This is a genomic window from Phenylobacterium sp. (assembly GCF_041916435.1).
Classification (GTDB): Bacteria; Pseudomonadota; Alphaproteobacteria; order Caulobacterales; family Caulobacteraceae; genus Phenylobacterium.
Genome location: NZ_JAYRZM010000001.1, coordinates 852,049 through 865,248 on the forward strand (window position 1 = coordinate 852,049; position 13,200 = coordinate 865,248).

Here is a 13,200-nt window from a genome sequence, read left to right on the forward strand (position 1 = left end):
GCGGTCAACCAAGCCTCAGGACAGGGACTGGCCGTCGTCGATGGTGATCAGCGTGCCGGTGATCGCTCGCGCCGCCGGACCGGCCAGCATCAGCAGCGCCGCGTCCAGATCCTCCGCCTCGGCCAGGCGGCGGCGCGGAAAGCTCTTGAGCTGCTTCTGGCCGCCCTCGGTCTTGAACCAGTCGGCGTTGATGTCGGTTTCGATGTAGCCGGGGCAGATCGCGTTCACCGCGATCATCTGGCGGGCCCATTCGCGCGCCAGCACCTTGGTCATCATCCCCACCGCCGCCTTCGAGGCGCAGTAGGCGGCCAGCCCGCCCTTGGGCTCGAAGGTGTGGATCGAGGCGATGTTGACGATCCGCGCCTGCCCGCGCGCGGCCACGCCCGAGGCGATCATCCGCCGGGCCGCCTCGCGGGCGCATAGGAAGACCCCGCGCACATTGACGTCGAAGGTGCGGTCCCAGTCCTCCACCGAGATCTCCAGCGCCAGCCCCTCGCCGCCGACGCCGGCGTTGTTCACCAGGATCGCGATGGGGCCGAGCCGGGCCTCCACCTCGTCCATCGCCGGGCCGATCGCCGCCGCGTCCGACACGTCCAGAGGCAGGGCGATCGCCTGGCCGCCCGCCGCGCGGATCGCCTCGGCCCGCGCCTCCACCATCGACACGCGCCGCGCGGCGAGCGCCACCGACGCGCCCTGGGCGGCGAGGAATTCGGCGAAGTGCGCGCCCAGCCCGCCCGAGGCTCCAGTCACCAGCGCAGTCAGGCCCTTAAGCGTCGATTCCATCCCCATCTCTCAATCTTCCATGCCTGTCACACTTGCATCGCCGCGTATAAGCTGCGTTTCGATTCTCCAACGGCGCAAGCGCGTGTGGAGACCGCAGGGGCGTGCGTCAAGGATGAGGCAATGGCAGGGATCCAAGCGCGGGTTCTAATCGTCGCGCGCGACGATGCGCTCGCCGGTCCCCTGGCCGAGGGACTTGACCGCCTGGGCTGGCGCACGATCACGGCGCGCGGTCCCTACGCGGCGGTCGCCGCCCTCGCGGATCTGAAGATCGAGGCGGCCATCGTCGACCTGGCCAGCGCCGGGCACGAGGCGATGAACCTGCCCAAGCGCCTGCGCGAGGTCTACGCCCCGCGCCGCCTGCCGGTGATCGCCATCGGCGACCTGGAGACCGACGCCGCCCACGACTTCGACCTGGTGCTCTCCGCGCCGCTGCACCCGGCCCAGGCCGTCATGCGCCTGGAAAGCCTGGTGCGCATGGCCGTGGCCGAAGAGGAGTTCGAGCTGCGGGCGCAGACCCTGGCCGAACGCGGCCGCAGCCTGGATCCGATCGAGACGGACGACGCCCCGTTCCGCGTCCTCGCCATCGGCGAGCCGGCGCCCCAGTTCCTGGCGCTCTCCAACGCCCTGTCGCGCAGCGGGGCCGAGATCGTCGGCGCCTTCACCGCCTACACGGCCTTCGACTATCTGCACGAGCGGCCGTTCGACGCCGTGGTCCTGTGGGCGGGCGACAATTCCCAGGAAGCCCTGTCGATCGCCGCGGGCATGCGGCGCAACACGCGCCTCTACCACGTGCCGGCGCTGCTCTACATGCGCGAGGAATCCTACGTCACCGCGGCGGAGGCTTATCATCGCGGCGTGTCCGACGTGGCCTCGCCCGAGACGCCGGAGCGCGACACCGCCCGGCGCGTGATCGAGCTGGCCCGCTGCTATCGCCGCCAGATCTCGATCCGCAAGGCGCTGGAGAAGGCGCGCAGCTCCGGCCTGATGGATTCCGCCACGGGCCTGTTCACCCGCGACCTCTTCGCCCACCACCTCATCCGCCTGGCCGTGGCGGCCAAGGAGCGCAGCCGGCCGCTGTCGGTCTGCGTCCTGCGCGTCGCCGACCGGCCGGAGGTGGCCGCCGCCCGCGCCACCGGCTGGCTGGACCGCGCCATCCCCCAGATCGGCTCGATGATCGGCCGCCTCGTGCGCGTGGAGGACACCGCCGCGCGCCTGGGACCGGAGGTCTTCGCCCTGGCCCTGCCGGCCACGCCCCAGGCCGCCGCGCGTTCGGCGGGCGAGCGGATCGGCGCGGTGATCGGCTGCACCGCCTTCGAGGCCGGCGACGGCAAGCCGCCGTTCGTGGTGGAGTTCGACATCGGCGTCGCTGAGGTCGCCTCGCCCGAGGCGGCCGGCCGCGCGCTGGAGGAAGCCGCCGCCCGCGCCCTCACCCGCCAGGCCAGCTAGAGCTTTCCGGCCTCCGAAAGCCGGTCGATCAGCCACAGCCGCGCCGGCGGCAGCGGCCGGTTCAGCGGGCCGAAGACGAACGCCTCCAGGAAGTGGGCCGTCAGGTCCAGCCCCGCGCGCACGTCGCCGGGCATCAGGCGCGACTGCGCTCCCAGCATGAACGGCGGCAGGGTCAAGAGCCGGTCCTTGTAGGGCTCGCCCGCCTGCCGGCTCACCGCCCGGCCGGTGCGCGGGCTCACATAGATCAGCTCGTCCACCGCGCCGGTGGCCGCGCACTTGGACAGGTCCAGGCCGAAGCCCAGCTCCTGCAGCAGGCCCGCCTCGAACCGCACGAACACCGCCGGCCAGATGTCCGGATCGGCGAGCGCCAGGCTCAGCGCCTCGAAGGCGAGGAAGGCGCCCGGGTGCGGCTCGCGTTCCGGCAGCGCGCCGGCCGCCACCGCCGCGGCGGCCGACAGCCCCGCCAGCGCCATGGCGTCGTCGAACAGCGCCGCCGGCCCCTCGCCCACCGGCTCCAGGCTGGCCGCGCCGAGCTGGTCGGACACCCGCGAGCGGTAGCGCACCCGCGCCCGCGCCCCGGCCTGCAGGAACGGGCGCAGCCGCCGCGAGCCGCCGCCGGCCACGTGGGCGGCGTACTTGCCGTGCTCGGCGGTCAGGAACTCGACGATCGCGCCGGACTCGCCGAAGGCGCGGGCGGAGAGCACGAAGGCGTCGTCTTCGAATTCCATCGCGCGGCCTCAGGCGTCGAAGTCGAGCCCCACGTCGCCGTAGAGCTCGCGCCGGTCCTGCCAGCGCTCGTCGACCTTCACGTGCAGGAACAGGTGCACCTTGCGCTCCAGGAGCTGCTCCAGCTCCTCGCGGGCGTGCTGGCCGATCCACTTCAGGGTCTGGCCGTTCTTGCCCAGCACGATCGGCCGCTGGCTCTCGCGCTCGACGTAGATGTTCTGCTCGATGCGCACCGAGCCGTCCTTGCGCTCCTGGAAGGCGGCCGTCTCCACCGCCGCCGCATAGGGCAGCTCCTCGTGGACGCGCAGGTAGAGCTTCTCGCGGGTGATCTCGGCGGCCAGCAGCCGCGCCGGCAGGTCGGCGGTCTGGTCCTCCGGATAGAGCCAGGGCCCCTCCGGCATCAGCGCCGCGAGCCTCGCCTTCAGGTCGTCGACCCCCGATCCGGTGCTGGCGGAGATCATGAAGGCTTCGGAATAGACGCCTGTATCGAAAAGACTCTGGGCCACTTCGAGCAGCCGTTCGCGCTTGACGCTGTCGACCTTGTTCAGCGCCAGGATCGCGGTCTGGCCGTTGGCCTTCAGCCCCTCGATGATCGACTGCACGTCGTGCACGGCGCGCTTGTCGGCCGACTTCGCGCCCGGCTCACGCGCGGCCAGCTCGGCGGCGGCGTCGACCAGGTGCACGATCGCGTCGGCGTCCTGCGCCCCGGTCCAGGCCGACTGCACCATCGCCCGGTCCAGCCGCCGGCGCGGCGCGAAGATGCCGGGGGTGTCCACCAAGATGATCTGCGTGTCGCCGGCCATGGCCACGCCCCGCACCGGAAAGCGCGTGGTCTGCACCTTCTGGGTGACGATGGAGACCTTCGCCCCCACCAGCCGATTGGTCAGGGTCGACTTGCCGGCGTTCGGCGCGCCGATCACGGCCACGAAACCTGCTCGCGTCATAGGCCCGCCTCCCGCAGGTCCAGCATTCGTCGGGCGGCGGCCTTTTCCGCCGCCTGCTTGGACGTTCCTTCCGCCGAGACCGGCGCGAAGCCCTCCACGGCCACCTCCACCGTGAAGGTCGGCGCATGGTCGGGGCCCGACCGCTCAGCCACGCGGTAGGCCGGCAGGCCGAGCCCGCGGCCCTGCGCCCATTCCTGCAGGGCGGTCTTGGCGTCCTTGGCGCGCGGCTCGTCCAGCCGCGACACCTCCTCGCCCCAGAAGCGGGCGAAGAAGTCGCGCGCCGCCTCCAGGCCGGCGTCCAGGTAGATGGCGGCGATCACCGCCTCGCAGGCGTCGCCGAGCACCGCGTCGCTGTCGCGCGCGCCGACCTTGGTGGCGCTGGCCGACAGGCGCAGCGCCTCCGAAAGGCCGATCCGCCGGGCCACCCTGGCGCAGGCCTCGTAGTTCACCAGCGCCGCCACCATGCGCGACAGCTCGCCCTCCCGCGCCTCGGGCCGCTCGCGCATCAGCGCCTCGGCGGCCAAGAGGTTCAGCACCCGGTCGCCCAGGAACTCCAGTTGCTCGTTGTGGGCGACCTTGACCGCGCCCTCGCCGACGCTGGCGTGCGTCAGGGCGCGCTCCAGCAGCTCCGGATCGCCGAAGGAGCGGCCGATCCGCGCTTCCAGCGCCGAGACCGCGGCTTCGCGCCTGTTCATTTCAGGATGTTGAAGAACCGGCCGGGCCGCGCGTCGGTGAACCAGGTCCAGGGTTTGAACACCGACACGCCCTTGTTCCACGACAGCAGGATGATCTGCGCCTTGCCCACAAGGTTCTCGGCCGGCACGTAGCCCACCCCCTCCTCGGCCGGCGGCACGCGGCTGTCCAGCGAGTTGTCGCGGTTGTCGCCCATGAAGAAGTAGTGGCCTTCGGGCACCACGTAGACGCCGGTGTCGTCCTCCTGGCCGTCGGGCCCGAAGTCGTAGGTCACATAGGTCTTGCCGTTCGGCAGGGTTTCGCGAAAGCGCTCGACCTCGCGGGAGAAGCCGTAGCCGGTATCCACCATCTCCGGCGACATCGGCGTGCGCGGCACGGCCTTGTCGTTGATGAACAGCACCCCGCCCTTCACCTGGATGTGGTCGCCGGGCAGGCCGATCAGGCGCTTGATGTAGTCGGTGTGGCCGTCGCGCGGCAGCTTGAAGACGATGATGTCGCCGCGGGTCGGCGTGCGCTCGAAGATCCGGCCGTGGAAGATCGGCGGGCTGAACGGGATCGAATGGTGCGACCAGCCGTAGGAGTACTTGGAGACGATGATGTAGTCGCCCTCCAGGAGCGTCGGCTCCATGGAAGCGGAGGGGATAGTGAAGGGTTGGAACAACACGACGCGCAGGAACAGCGCGATCAAGAGCGCGTAGACGACCGTCTTCACGATCTCGATGAGTTCATTCACCGCGCCGGACTTCTCGGAGTGCTCGGCGCTCTGCGCGTGTTCGCTCATGAAGGTACCTTGATAGCGGCCGGGAACGCCGGACCGGCAGTTAGCTAGACGCTCGATACGCCAGGAGCAAGCTTGGCGCCCGTGAACTCTCCGACATGGGGCGCTTGGCCGCGATGAGTGGCGAAAGCGTGGCCGCGGCTCTATCTAGCCGAAATCATGAGTCGCTCCGCCCTGCCCTGGCCGCATGTCGTTCTCGCCCTGGCCGTCGTGGCGGTCTGGGGGACCAATTTCGTGGTGATTAAGGCGGCGCTGGCGCATCTGCCGCCGCTCACCCTGGCCACGCTGCGCTTCACCCTGGTCATTTTCCCGGCGATCTTCTTCCTGAAGCGCCCGCCGGTGTCCTGGCGCAACCTGGCCGGCTACGGCCTGTTGATCGGCGCGGGCCAGTTCGGCCTGCTGTTCCTGGCGATGAAGGGCCACATCTCGCCGGGCCTGGCCTCGCTGGTCATCCAGATGCAGGTCTTCTTCACCATCGGCCTGTCCATGCGCCTGACCGGCGAGCAGGTGCGCCCGTTCCAGCTCGCCGCCCTGGGCCTGGCGGCGGCGGGCCTCGTCGTGATCCTCACCCACACCAACGGCGACGTGACCCCGCTGGGCCTCGTCCTGGTGCTGGCCGCCGCCATGAGCTGGGCCGGCGGCAACACCGTTTCGCGCGCGGCCGGGCCGGTGAACACGGTCGCTTACGTGGTCTGGTCGAGCCTTTTCGCCGTGCCGCCGCTGTTCGCCCTGTCCCTGGCGGTCGAGGGCTGGCCGGCCATCGCCGCCGGGGTGCGCGCCGCCGACGCGGCCACCTGGGCGGCGGTGATCTGGCAGTCGGTGGGCAACTCGCTGTTCGGCTACGCGGCCTGGAGCTGGCTCTTGGCGCGCCACCCGGCCGCCACCATCACGCCGATGGCCCTGCTGATCCCGGTGTTCGGCATGGGCGCCTCGACGCTGGTCCTGGGCGAGCCCATGCCCGTCTGGAAGATCGCCGCGGCGGGGCTGGTGATGAGCGGGCTCGCCGTCAATCTGCTCTGGCCGATGCTGCGCCGGGTGATCCGCACGACCGTCTAGCAGGCGTCGGCGCCGCCAACGGTCGCGCCGACGGCGAAAATCACCTGTCCGTTGGGGCGGTTGCTCGCAATTTCCCCGGACCGCGGGCTAAGCTCCGCCGTCCGGACCTTCCCGGACCAGACTACAGACCACGTGTCGCGGGGGCGAGACATGGGCACACGCCTGGCCATGGTCGAGGCCGCCGCGGGCTTGCTTGATCGCGAGGGGCCCGCGGGCGTCACCCTGCGCGCCGTGGCCAAGGCCGTCGGCGTCTCGCACAACGCGCCCCTGAAGCATTTCCGGGACAAGGAAGCCCTGCTCGCCGCGGTGGCCGCCGCCGAGCTGCGCAAGCTCGCCGAGGCCCGGCTCGCGGTCTCGCCCACCCTGGCGCCGCTGACCCGCGTCAAGCGCATGCTGATGGTCAAGATGCGCTGGGCGCTGCTGCGCCCGCAGCGCTTCAAGCTCACCTACGGCGCCTGGAGCCGCCCGGACGAGGACCTCAGCCACGCCGCCCACGAGGCCCGCGAGATCTTCGTGCAGGCCGTGGCCAACGCCCAGAGCGCGGGCGAGCTGCCCAAGGGCGATCCCGAGCGCGTCGCCTCGCTGATGCGCGCCATCACCCACGGCGCCGTCGACCTGGCCCTGTCCGGCCACCTGGACCGCAAGGGCAAGGGCCGCGCCGATCCCCAGGACCTGATCGAGGATCTGTTCGTGCTGCTGGCCGCCCGCAAGGGCTAGCCGTTCGCCGGCCGCGCCTCGATGATCACGAACGCCTGGGCGTAGGGATGGTCGTCGGTCAGCGACAGGTGGATCACCGCCTCCATCCCCGCCGGCATGATCTCGTTCAACCGCGCCAGCGCCCCGCCGGTCAGCGCCATGGTCGGCTGGCCCGAGCGCATGTTCACCACGCCCATGTCGCGCCAGAAGACGCCCCGGCGCATGCCGGTGCCCAGCGCCTTGGCGCAGGCCTCCTTGGCCGCGAACCGCTTGGCGTAGCTCGCCGCTGCGTCCGGCTTCCTGTCCGAGCGGGTGCGCTCGATCTCGGTGAACACCCGGCGCCTGAACCGGTCGCCGAAGCGATCCAGGCTCGCCTGGATCCGGCGGATGTCCGACAGGTCCGAGCCGATCCCGACGATCACGACGGACGCCCCGTCACGCCGCCCGCTCGGCGCGGGCCTCGTCCATCAGCGCGCGCATCCGCTGGATCGCCGCCGGCAGGCCCATGAAGATCGCCTCGCCGATCAGGAAGTGGCCGATGTTCAGCTCCATCAGCTCCGGGATCTCCGCCACCGGCTTGACCGTCTCGTAGTCGATGCCGTGGCCGGCGTGGACCTCCAGGCCCAGCCGCGCGGCCTCCTTGGCGGCGGCCTTCAGCGCCTCCAGCCGGGCCTCGGCGTCGGGCCGGCGATGACGCACGGCGTCGCAGTAGGCGCCGGTGTGCAGCTCCACCACCTGGGCGCCGACGCTCTTGGCGGCCGCCACCTGGGCCACGTCCGGATCGACGAACAGCGACACGCGGATGCCCGCCGCGGCCAGGCGGCCCACCACGGGCGCGATCGCGTTGTGGCCCTTCACCACGTCGAGGCCGCCCTCGGTCGTCACCTCCTCGCGCCGCTCGGGCACCAGGCAGGCCGCGTGCGGCCGGTGGGCCAGCGCGATGGACTCCATCTCGGCGGTCACCGCCATCTCCAGGTTCAGCGGCCGGCCGCGGCGCTTCACGATCACCGCCAGGGCGTCGATGTCCGCGTCGGAGATGTGCCGGCGGTCCTCGCGCAGGTGCGCGGTGATGCCGTCGGCGCCGGCGGCGATCGCCATCTCGGCGGCCCGCACCGGGTCCGGATAGCTCTCGCCGCGGGCGTTACGGATCGTCGCCACGTGGTCGATGTTCACACCCAGGCGCAGGCGGCTCATGCGTGCAGTCTCCGGCTGCCGGGATCTTCCACCGGAATGGCGGCCAGCTCCGGCGGAAGCTGGTCGGCCGGATAGGCCGGCACGTCCAGCCGCGCCAGGGCGACCATCGGCGCGCCGGGATCTGCCCGCCCGCCCGAACGGTCCACCAGGCAGGCCGCGCACACCACGTTCCCGCCCGCCGCCTTGATGGCGTCCACGCACTCGCGCGACGACAGGCCCGTGGAGACGATGTCTTCCACCATGGCGATCCGCGCCCCCGGCTTGATCGAGAAGGCCCGGCGGAACTTGAAGACGCCCCCTTCCCGCTCGACGTAGATCGAGGGCACGCCCAGGTGCCGCGCGGTCTCGTAGCCGGGGATGATCCCGCCCACCGCCGGCGAGACGCACACGTCCACCTCGCCCACCGCCTCGCGGATCTTCGCCGCCAGCGCCTTGCACAGGCGCTCGGTGCGGTCCGGATACTGGAACACCAGGTTCTTCTGCAGGAAGACGCCGGAGTGCAGCCCCGAGGACAGCACGAAATGGCCTTCGCGCAGCGCGCCCGCCGCACGGAATTCCTCAAGGACCTCTTCAGTCGTCATGCGCATCCTCCTGGCCTGACGCCGATTAGCGAACCCGGCCTCGCCTGTCATCTGGGATGCGGGCCCAAGCGGCGCAATCGAGCCCCGCGCGGCTCAGACGCCCGCGGCGATGGCCTGCTTGACCTCGGCGATGCGCGCTTCGTTGCGCCGATAGAACGTCCACTGCTTGATGCGCTTGGGCGTGACCAGGCCCGCGGCCGCCAGCACCCTCATGTGCTCGCTGAGCGTGGGGTGCGAAACCCCAAGCTTTTCGGCCAGGAACACGCCGCACACGCCGTCCTCCACGAGGTCGCCGTCCACCTGCGGCGGAAAATTCGCCACCGGGTCCTTCAGCCAGTCCAAAATCTGCAGGCGCCGCTCGTTGGCCAGGGCGCGCAGGGTGTCCGCCATTTCCATTTTGGCACTTTGCCAACTGACTAAATCATGTCAACTAGGCCGCCTCCCATTGCAGAGGTTTGGCCATGCCGAGCTATCCCTTCGTCACCGTCGACGTGTTCACCGACACCCGCTTCGGCGGCAACCCGCTGGCCGTGTTCACCGACGCCCGCGGCCTGTCGGACGCCGACATGCAGTCTCTGGCCAACGAGATGAACCTCAGCGAGACCACCTTCGTCCTGCCGCCGTCCGATCCGGCCCACACCGCGCGGGTGCGCATCTTCAACACCACGGCAGAGATGCCCTTCGCCGGCCATCCGATGATCGGCACGGGCTGGGTGCTGGCCCAGCGGGGCCTTGGCCAGGACGGCCTCCTCACCTTCGAGGTGCCCGCCGGCCTGGTGGAGGTGCGCGCCGGCCCCCAGGGCGCCGACATCTCCGCCCCGCGCCCGCTCGCCACCGGCCTTGAGCTGCCCGTCGAGGCGATCGCCGCCTGCGCCGGCCTGTCACCGGGCGATCTGGTGACCTCCAACCACAAGCCGGTCGTCGCCTCCGTCGGCATCGACTTCGTCTTCGCCGAGGTCGCGGCCGAGGCCCTGTCCCGCGCCACGCCGGACGTGACCGCCTTCCGCAAGACCGTCGCGGCGACGGCGGGCCTCGATCCCCAGCGCCTGTCGATCCACCTCTACGCCCACGACGGCGCCGGCAAGCTGCGCGCGCGCATGTTCGCGCCCCTGGCCGGCACCTTCGAGGATCCGGCCACCGGCAGCGCCAACGCCACCCTGGCGGCCCTGCTCCTGTCGCTCAGCGAGGCCGAGGCGGCCGAGTTCGACATCGTTCAGGGCGTGGAGATGGGCCGGCCGAGCCGCCTGCACGCCGCCGCCCGCTGGACCGCCGACGGCGTGCGCGCCACCATCGGCGGCGGCTGCGCGCCCATGCTGCGCGGCGAAGCCGAGCTCTGATCGTCACCGGCGGGCTGCGGGACGCGCCCGGCCGGGCTAAGGTCGAACGATTCCAACGAGGAGCGTTCACGCCTTGAAGCTTCTAGCCCGCCTCGCCTTCGCCCTGATCCTGGCGCTCGCCGCGCCCGCCGCCGCCGTCCTGGCCGCCGAGGCGCCGAGCCCGCTGTCGGCCGGCGCGGTCGCCGCCCCCGACCGCTACGGGGCCGAGGCCGCCGAGGAGATCCTCAAGGCCGGCGGCAACGCCGTGGACGCGGCCGTCGCCACCGCCTTCGCCCTGGCCGTCACCTATCCGGAGGCCGGCAACCTCGGCGGCGGCGGGTTCATGACCCTCTACGTCGACGGCAAGCCCTACTTCCTGGACTATCGCGAGCGCGCGCCCGCCGCCGCGACGGCGACCATGTACCTGGACGACAAGGGCGAGGTCGTGCCGGACCTCAGCATCATCGGCGGCCTGGCCTCCGGCGTGCCCGGCACGGTCCGGGGCCTGGCCGAGGCGCACGCCCGCTTCGGCAAGCTGCCGTGGAAGCGCGACCTGGCCCCGGCCATCCGCCTGGCCCGGCGCGGCTTCCAGGTCTCGCCCCAGCTCATCGGCATCCGCGACGAGGCTCACGCCGAATTCAACGGCAAGACCAACTTCGACGGCTACTTCGGCGCCATGAAGGCCGGCCAGACCTTCAAGCAGCCCGAGCTGGCCGCCACCCTGGAGCGCATCGCCAAGCTGGGCGCCGACGAGTTCTACACCGGCCAGACCGCCGACCTGCTGGTGGCCCAGATGGCCCGTGGCGACCGGCCCGGCCTGATCACCAAACAGGACCTGGCCGACTATCGCGCGGTCTGGCGCGATCCCCTGCTCGCCACCTGGAACGGCTATCAGGTGATCACCGCCCCGCCGCCCAGCTCCGGCGGGATCGCGCTGATGCAGCTCCTGACCATGAAGGCCGACGCCAAGGACCTCTTCAAGGACGTCCCGCTCAACTCGGCCCAGTACATCCACCTGGTCGCCGAGATCGAAAAGCGCGTCTTCGCCGACCGCGCCCAGTACCTCGGCGATCCGGACTTCGTGAAGGTTCCGGTCCAGCGCCTGCTCGATCCGGCCTACCTGGCCAAGCGCGCCAAGGCGATCAGCCCGGACCGGCCCTCCCCCATGAAGGCGATCTCGCCGGGCCTGGAAAAGCCGCAGACCACCCACTTCTCCGTCGTCGACCGCTGGGGCGACGCGGTCTCCAACACCTATACGCTGAACGGCTGGTACGGCTCGGGCGTGGTCGTCGAGGGCGCGGGCTTCCTGCTCAACGACGAGATGGACGACTTCTCCTCCAAGCCTGGCGCGCCGAACATGTACGGCGTGGTCGGCGGCGACGCCAACGCCATCGCCCCCGGCAAGCGGCCGCTCTCCTCCATGACCCCGACGATCCTGGTCAAGGACGGCCTGCCGGCCATGGTGCTGGGCACGCCGGGCGGCTCGCGCATCTTCACCTCGGTCTTCCAGGTGCTGGCCAACGTCTACGACTTCGACCTGCCGCTCGACGCGGCGGTGACGGCCATGCGCTTCCACCACCAGCTCCTGCCGGTGAACACCATCTTCTTCGAGCCCTACGCCCCCGCCCGCGGCGACGTGGCCCGCCAGCTCATCGCCCGCGGCTACCGCATCCAGACCCAGGACTTCAACGGCGACATCGAGGCGGTTCAGGTGCTAGGGCGTACGCCGGTCGTCGCCCCCGATCCCCGGGCCCGCGGCTACGGCATCGTCATCCCCTAACCGGCTCCTCCCGGCCTGCGAGTTCCTGCCCATGCGCCTGTCCCGCCGCGGCGACATACCGCCCTTCGTCGTCATGGAGATGAGCAAGGCCGCCTTCGAGATGCAGCGCGCCGGCCGCCGCGTCTTCCACATGGAGGTCGGCCAGCCCTCCACCCGCGCCCCGGTGCTGGCGCGCCAGGCCGCCGCCAAGGCGCTGGACGAGGATCTGTTGGCCTACACCGACGCCCACGGCATCCCGCCGCTGCGCAAGCGCATCAGCCGCTTCTACGCCGAGCGCTACGGCGTCAGCGTCCCCGCCGACCGGATCATCGCCACCACGGGCTCGTCGGCCGCCTTCGTGCTGACGTTCCTGGCCGCCTTCGACGCCGGCGCGCGGGTGGCCATCGCCGCTCCGGCCTATCCCTGCTACCGCAACGTCCTGGGCGCGGTGGACGTGGAGGTCGTGCCGATCCCGGTCGGGCCGGAGACCCACTACCAGGTCACGCCGCAGCTTCTGGAATCGGTCGGCCCGCTGGCCGGCGTGATGGTCGCCAGCCCCTCCAACCCCACCGGCTCGATCATCGACGACGCGGCGATGAAGGCCCTGGCCGGCTACTGCGCCGCCGCTGGGATCACCCTGATCTCCGACGAAATCTACCACGGCCTGGAATACGCCGCCCCGGCCGTCACCGCGGCCGCCTATGACGAAAACGCCATCGTCATCAACAGCTTCTCGAAATACTTTTCCATGACGGGTTGGCGCATCGGCTGGATGATCGCCCCGCCCGCCTTCGTGCGCCCGATCGAGAAGCTGGCGCAGAACCTCTTCATCTCCCCGCCGACCATCTCCCAGATCGCCGCCACGGCCGCCTTCGAGGCGTCCGAGGAGCTGGACGGCCACGTCGCCCGCTACCGCGAAAACCGCCAAATCGTGCTCGCCGGCCTGCCGGACCTGGGCGTGACCACCTTCGCCCCGCCCGACGGCGCCTTCTACGTCTACGCCGACGTCAGCCACCTGACCGGCGACAGCGTGCAGTTCTGCAAGGACCTCCTGGACGCCACCGGCGTCGCCGTCACCCCCGGCGTCGACTTCGACCGCGAGCGTGGCCACACGAGCATCCGCATCAGCTACGCCCGCGATCCGGCCACGGTCGCCGAAGCCATGCGCCTGATGGCCGAGTTCAGCCGGCGCTGACGGCGCCGACCAGATGCTCCCCCTCTGGGGAGC

Annotated in this window: 15 protein-coding genes; 6 read left to right on the plus strand and 9 right to left on the minus strand. The window is 71.1% G+C overall.

Translation table 11 applies throughout. The features are described 5' to 3' along the window. Positions 1 to 15: 15 nt before the first annotated feature. The gene (locus ACE3TA_RS04175; protein ID WP_374570734.1) at positions 16 to 783 is read right to left on the minus strand and encodes an SDR family NAD(P)-dependent oxidoreductase; all 768 of its coding nucleotides are present in this window, start codon (positions 781 to 783) and stop codon (positions 16 to 18) included. Positions 784 to 903: 120 nt separating this feature from the next. Between ACE3TA_RS04175 and ACE3TA_RS04180 the strand changes: the two genes are divergently transcribed. Next, on the plus strand, positions 904 to 2,229 hold the full coding sequence (locus tag ACE3TA_RS04180; protein ID WP_374570736.1) for a diguanylate cyclase domain-containing protein: 1,326 nt from the start codon (positions 904 to 906) through the stop codon (positions 2,227 to 2,229). Here the strand turns inward: ACE3TA_RS04180 and recO are convergent. The 4 genes from recO to lepB are packed head-to-tail and all read right to left on the minus strand — an operon-like array spanning position 2,226 to position 5,373. Next, on the minus strand, positions 2,226 to 2,957 hold the full coding sequence (gene recO / locus ACE3TA_RS04185) for a DNA repair protein RecO (protein WP_374570738.1): 732 nt from the start codon (positions 2,955 to 2,957) through the stop codon (positions 2,226 to 2,228). The genes ACE3TA_RS04180 and recO overlap by 4 nt on opposite strands. 9 nt (positions 2,958 to 2,966) lie before the next feature. After that, complete coding sequence (era, locus tag ACE3TA_RS04190; RefSeq protein ID WP_374570740.1) at positions 2,967 to 3,899, minus strand: GTPase Era; 933 nt, start codon at positions 3,897 to 3,899, stop codon at positions 2,967 to 2,969. Further along, on the minus strand, positions 3,896 to 4,594 hold the full coding sequence (gene rnc, locus ACE3TA_RS04195; RefSeq protein WP_374570742.1) for a ribonuclease III: 699 nt from the start codon (positions 4,592 to 4,594) through the stop codon (positions 3,896 to 3,898). Before rnc ends, era begins: the two co-directional genes overlap by 4 nt. Beyond that, positions 4,591 to 5,373 (minus strand): signal peptidase I, encoded by a 783-nt coding sequence (gene lepB / locus ACE3TA_RS04200; protein WP_374570744.1) that lies wholly within the window; start codon positions 5,371 to 5,373, stop codon positions 4,591 to 4,593. Before lepB ends, rnc begins: the two co-directional genes overlap by 4 nt. 156 nt (positions 5,374 to 5,529) lie before the next feature. On the opposite strand from lepB, the gene ACE3TA_RS04205 reads away from it, so the two are divergent. Together ACE3TA_RS04205 and ACE3TA_RS04210 are read left to right on the plus strand one after the other, a co-directional pair. Further along, positions 5,530 to 6,426, plus strand: a complete 897-nt coding sequence (locus ACE3TA_RS04205; RefSeq protein ID WP_374570746.1) for an EamA family transporter — start codon at positions 5,530 to 5,532, stop codon at positions 6,424 to 6,426. A gap of 150 nt (positions 6,427 to 6,576) precedes the next feature. Next, complete coding sequence (locus ACE3TA_RS04210) at positions 6,577 to 7,143, plus strand: TetR/AcrR family transcriptional regulator (protein WP_374570748.1); 567 nt, start codon at positions 6,577 to 6,579, stop codon at positions 7,141 to 7,143. On the opposite strand, the gene acpS is transcribed toward ACE3TA_RS04210, so the two are convergent. The 4 genes from acpS to ACE3TA_RS04230 form a co-directional block, all read right to left on the minus strand. Next, positions 7,140 to 7,544 (minus strand): holo-ACP synthase, encoded by a 405-nt coding sequence (acpS, locus tag ACE3TA_RS04215; protein WP_374570751.1) that lies wholly within the window; start codon positions 7,542 to 7,544, stop codon positions 7,140 to 7,142. The genes ACE3TA_RS04210 and acpS overlap by 4 nt on opposite strands. Before the next feature lie 13 nt (positions 7,545 to 7,557). After that, a complete protein-coding gene (locus ACE3TA_RS04220; protein ID WP_374570753.1) occupies positions 7,558 to 8,316 on the minus strand; it encodes a pyridoxine 5'-phosphate synthase in 759 nt (252 codons plus the stop codon). Further along, complete coding sequence (gene pyrE / locus ACE3TA_RS04225; RefSeq protein WP_374570755.1) at positions 8,313 to 8,897, minus strand: orotate phosphoribosyltransferase; 585 nt, start codon at positions 8,895 to 8,897, stop codon at positions 8,313 to 8,315. Before pyrE ends, ACE3TA_RS04220 begins: the two co-directional genes overlap by 4 nt. 93 nt (positions 8,898 to 8,990) lie before the next feature. Further along, positions 8,991 to 9,293 carry an ArsR/SmtB family transcription factor gene (locus ACE3TA_RS04230; protein WP_374570757.1) on the minus strand — a complete coding sequence of 101 codons (303 nt, stop codon included), beginning with the start codon at positions 9,291 to 9,293 and terminating at the stop codon, positions 8,991 to 8,993. Between the two features lie 65 nt (positions 9,294 to 9,358). Between ACE3TA_RS04230 and ACE3TA_RS04235 the strand changes: the two genes are divergently transcribed. The 3 genes from ACE3TA_RS04235 (at position 9,359) to ACE3TA_RS04245 (ending at position 13,167) form a co-directional block, all read left to right on the plus strand. Continuing rightward, the gene (locus ACE3TA_RS04235; RefSeq protein WP_374570759.1) at positions 9,359 to 10,234 is read left to right on the plus strand and encodes a PhzF family phenazine biosynthesis protein; all 876 of its coding nucleotides are present in this window, start codon (positions 9,359 to 9,361) and stop codon (positions 10,232 to 10,234) included. 73 nt (positions 10,235 to 10,307) lie between these two features. Then, positions 10,308 to 11,993 carry a gamma-glutamyltransferase gene (gene ggt, locus ACE3TA_RS04240; protein WP_374570762.1) on the plus strand — a complete coding sequence of 562 codons (1,686 nt, stop codon included), beginning with the start codon at positions 10,308 to 10,310 and terminating at the stop codon, positions 11,991 to 11,993. 31 nt (positions 11,994 to 12,024) lie between these two features. Next, positions 12,025 to 13,167: a pyridoxal phosphate-dependent aminotransferase gene (locus ACE3TA_RS04245; RefSeq protein WP_374570764.1), complete on the plus strand. Its 1,143-nt coding sequence runs from the start codon at positions 12,025 to 12,027 to the stop codon at positions 13,165 to 13,167. Positions 13,168 to 13,200: the final 33 nt, after the last annotated feature.

Bases quoted from the DNA above. Each gene is read 5' to 3' on its own strand.
- ACE3TA_RS04230 (WP_374570757.1), bottom strand. From the start codon at position 9,293: ATGGAAATGGCGGACACCCTGCGCGCCCTGGCCAACGAGCGGCGCCTG.
- ACE3TA_RS04210 (WP_374570748.1), top strand. From the start codon at position 6,577: ATGGGCACACGCCTGGCCATGGTCGAGGCCGCCGCGGGCTTGCTTGAT.
- ACE3TA_RS04220 (WP_374570753.1), bottom strand. From the start codon at position 8,316: ATGAGCCGCCTGCGCCTGGGTGTGAACATCGACCACGTGGCGACGATC.
- pyrE (WP_374570755.1), bottom strand. From the start codon at position 8,897: ATGACGACTGAAGAGGTCCTTGAGGAATTCCGTGCGGCGGGCGCGCTG.
- era (WP_374570740.1), bottom strand. From the start codon at position 3,899: ATGACGCGAGCAGGTTTCGTGGCCGTGATCGGCGCGCCGAACGCCGGC.
- recO (WP_374570738.1), bottom strand. From the start codon at position 2,957: ATGGAATTCGAAGACGACGCCTTCGTGCTCTCCGCCCGCGCCTTCGGC.
- lepB (WP_374570744.1), bottom strand. From the start codon at position 5,373: ATGAGCGAACACGCGCAGAGCGCCGAGCACTCCGAGAAGTCCGGCGCG.
- ACE3TA_RS04175 (WP_374570734.1), bottom strand. From the start codon at position 783: ATGGAATCGACGCTTAAGGGCCTGACTGCGCTGGTGACTGGAGCCTCG.
- ACE3TA_RS04245 (WP_374570764.1), top strand. From the start codon at position 12,025: ATGCGCCTGTCCCGCCGCGGCGACATACCGCCCTTCGTCGTCATGGAG.
- ACE3TA_RS04205 (WP_374570746.1), top strand. From the start codon at position 5,530: ATGAGTCGCTCCGCCCTGCCCTGGCCGCATGTCGTTCTCGCCCTGGCC.
- ACE3TA_RS04235 (WP_374570759.1), top strand. From the start codon at position 9,359: ATGCCGAGCTATCCCTTCGTCACCGTCGACGTGTTCACCGACACCCGC.
- ACE3TA_RS04180 (WP_374570736.1), top strand. From the start codon at position 904: ATGGCAGGGATCCAAGCGCGGGTTCTAATCGTCGCGCGCGACGATGCG.
- rnc (WP_374570742.1), bottom strand. From the start codon at position 4,594: ATGAACAGGCGCGAAGCCGCGGTCTCGGCGCTGGAAGCGCGGATCGGC.